Below are 380 nucleotides of genomic sequence, written 5' to 3' on the forward strand. Positions count from 1 at the left end.
GGCTTGCCAACGCCGGTTGTTGCCCTTGCCTGTACTTGCAGTGTTGGTTCTTTGAGGTGTTGCTTGTGTAGGTGGTTAACTTTATTTGATACGGCGTTTGCAAGCTTGTATTGCTAGGCTCCCCTTTAGGGCACCCGAAGGGCGTGCCTTGTGCTGAGCCGTCACCGCAGGTGACTGAGGGATTCCCCGCCACAGCAGCCAGCCGATTTCACAAGGAGTTACGCTTCTTTTTTTCTTTACTGAAAAGAAAAAAAGAAGCAAAAAAAGAAAAGAGTTCGCATTCCACTTGTACTGTAAGATTCCAATATCACCCGAAGATTACACAAGAGATTCTCACCAACAAAACTCCCCCGGAGGGGCATACAGGCGGCTGCTGCCGC

Origin of the sequence: Ruminococcus callidus ATCC 27760 (assembly GCF_000468015.1) — a bacterium.
Classification (GTDB): Bacteria; Bacillota; Clostridia; order Oscillospirales; family Ruminococcaceae; genus Ruminococcus_C; species Ruminococcus_C callidus.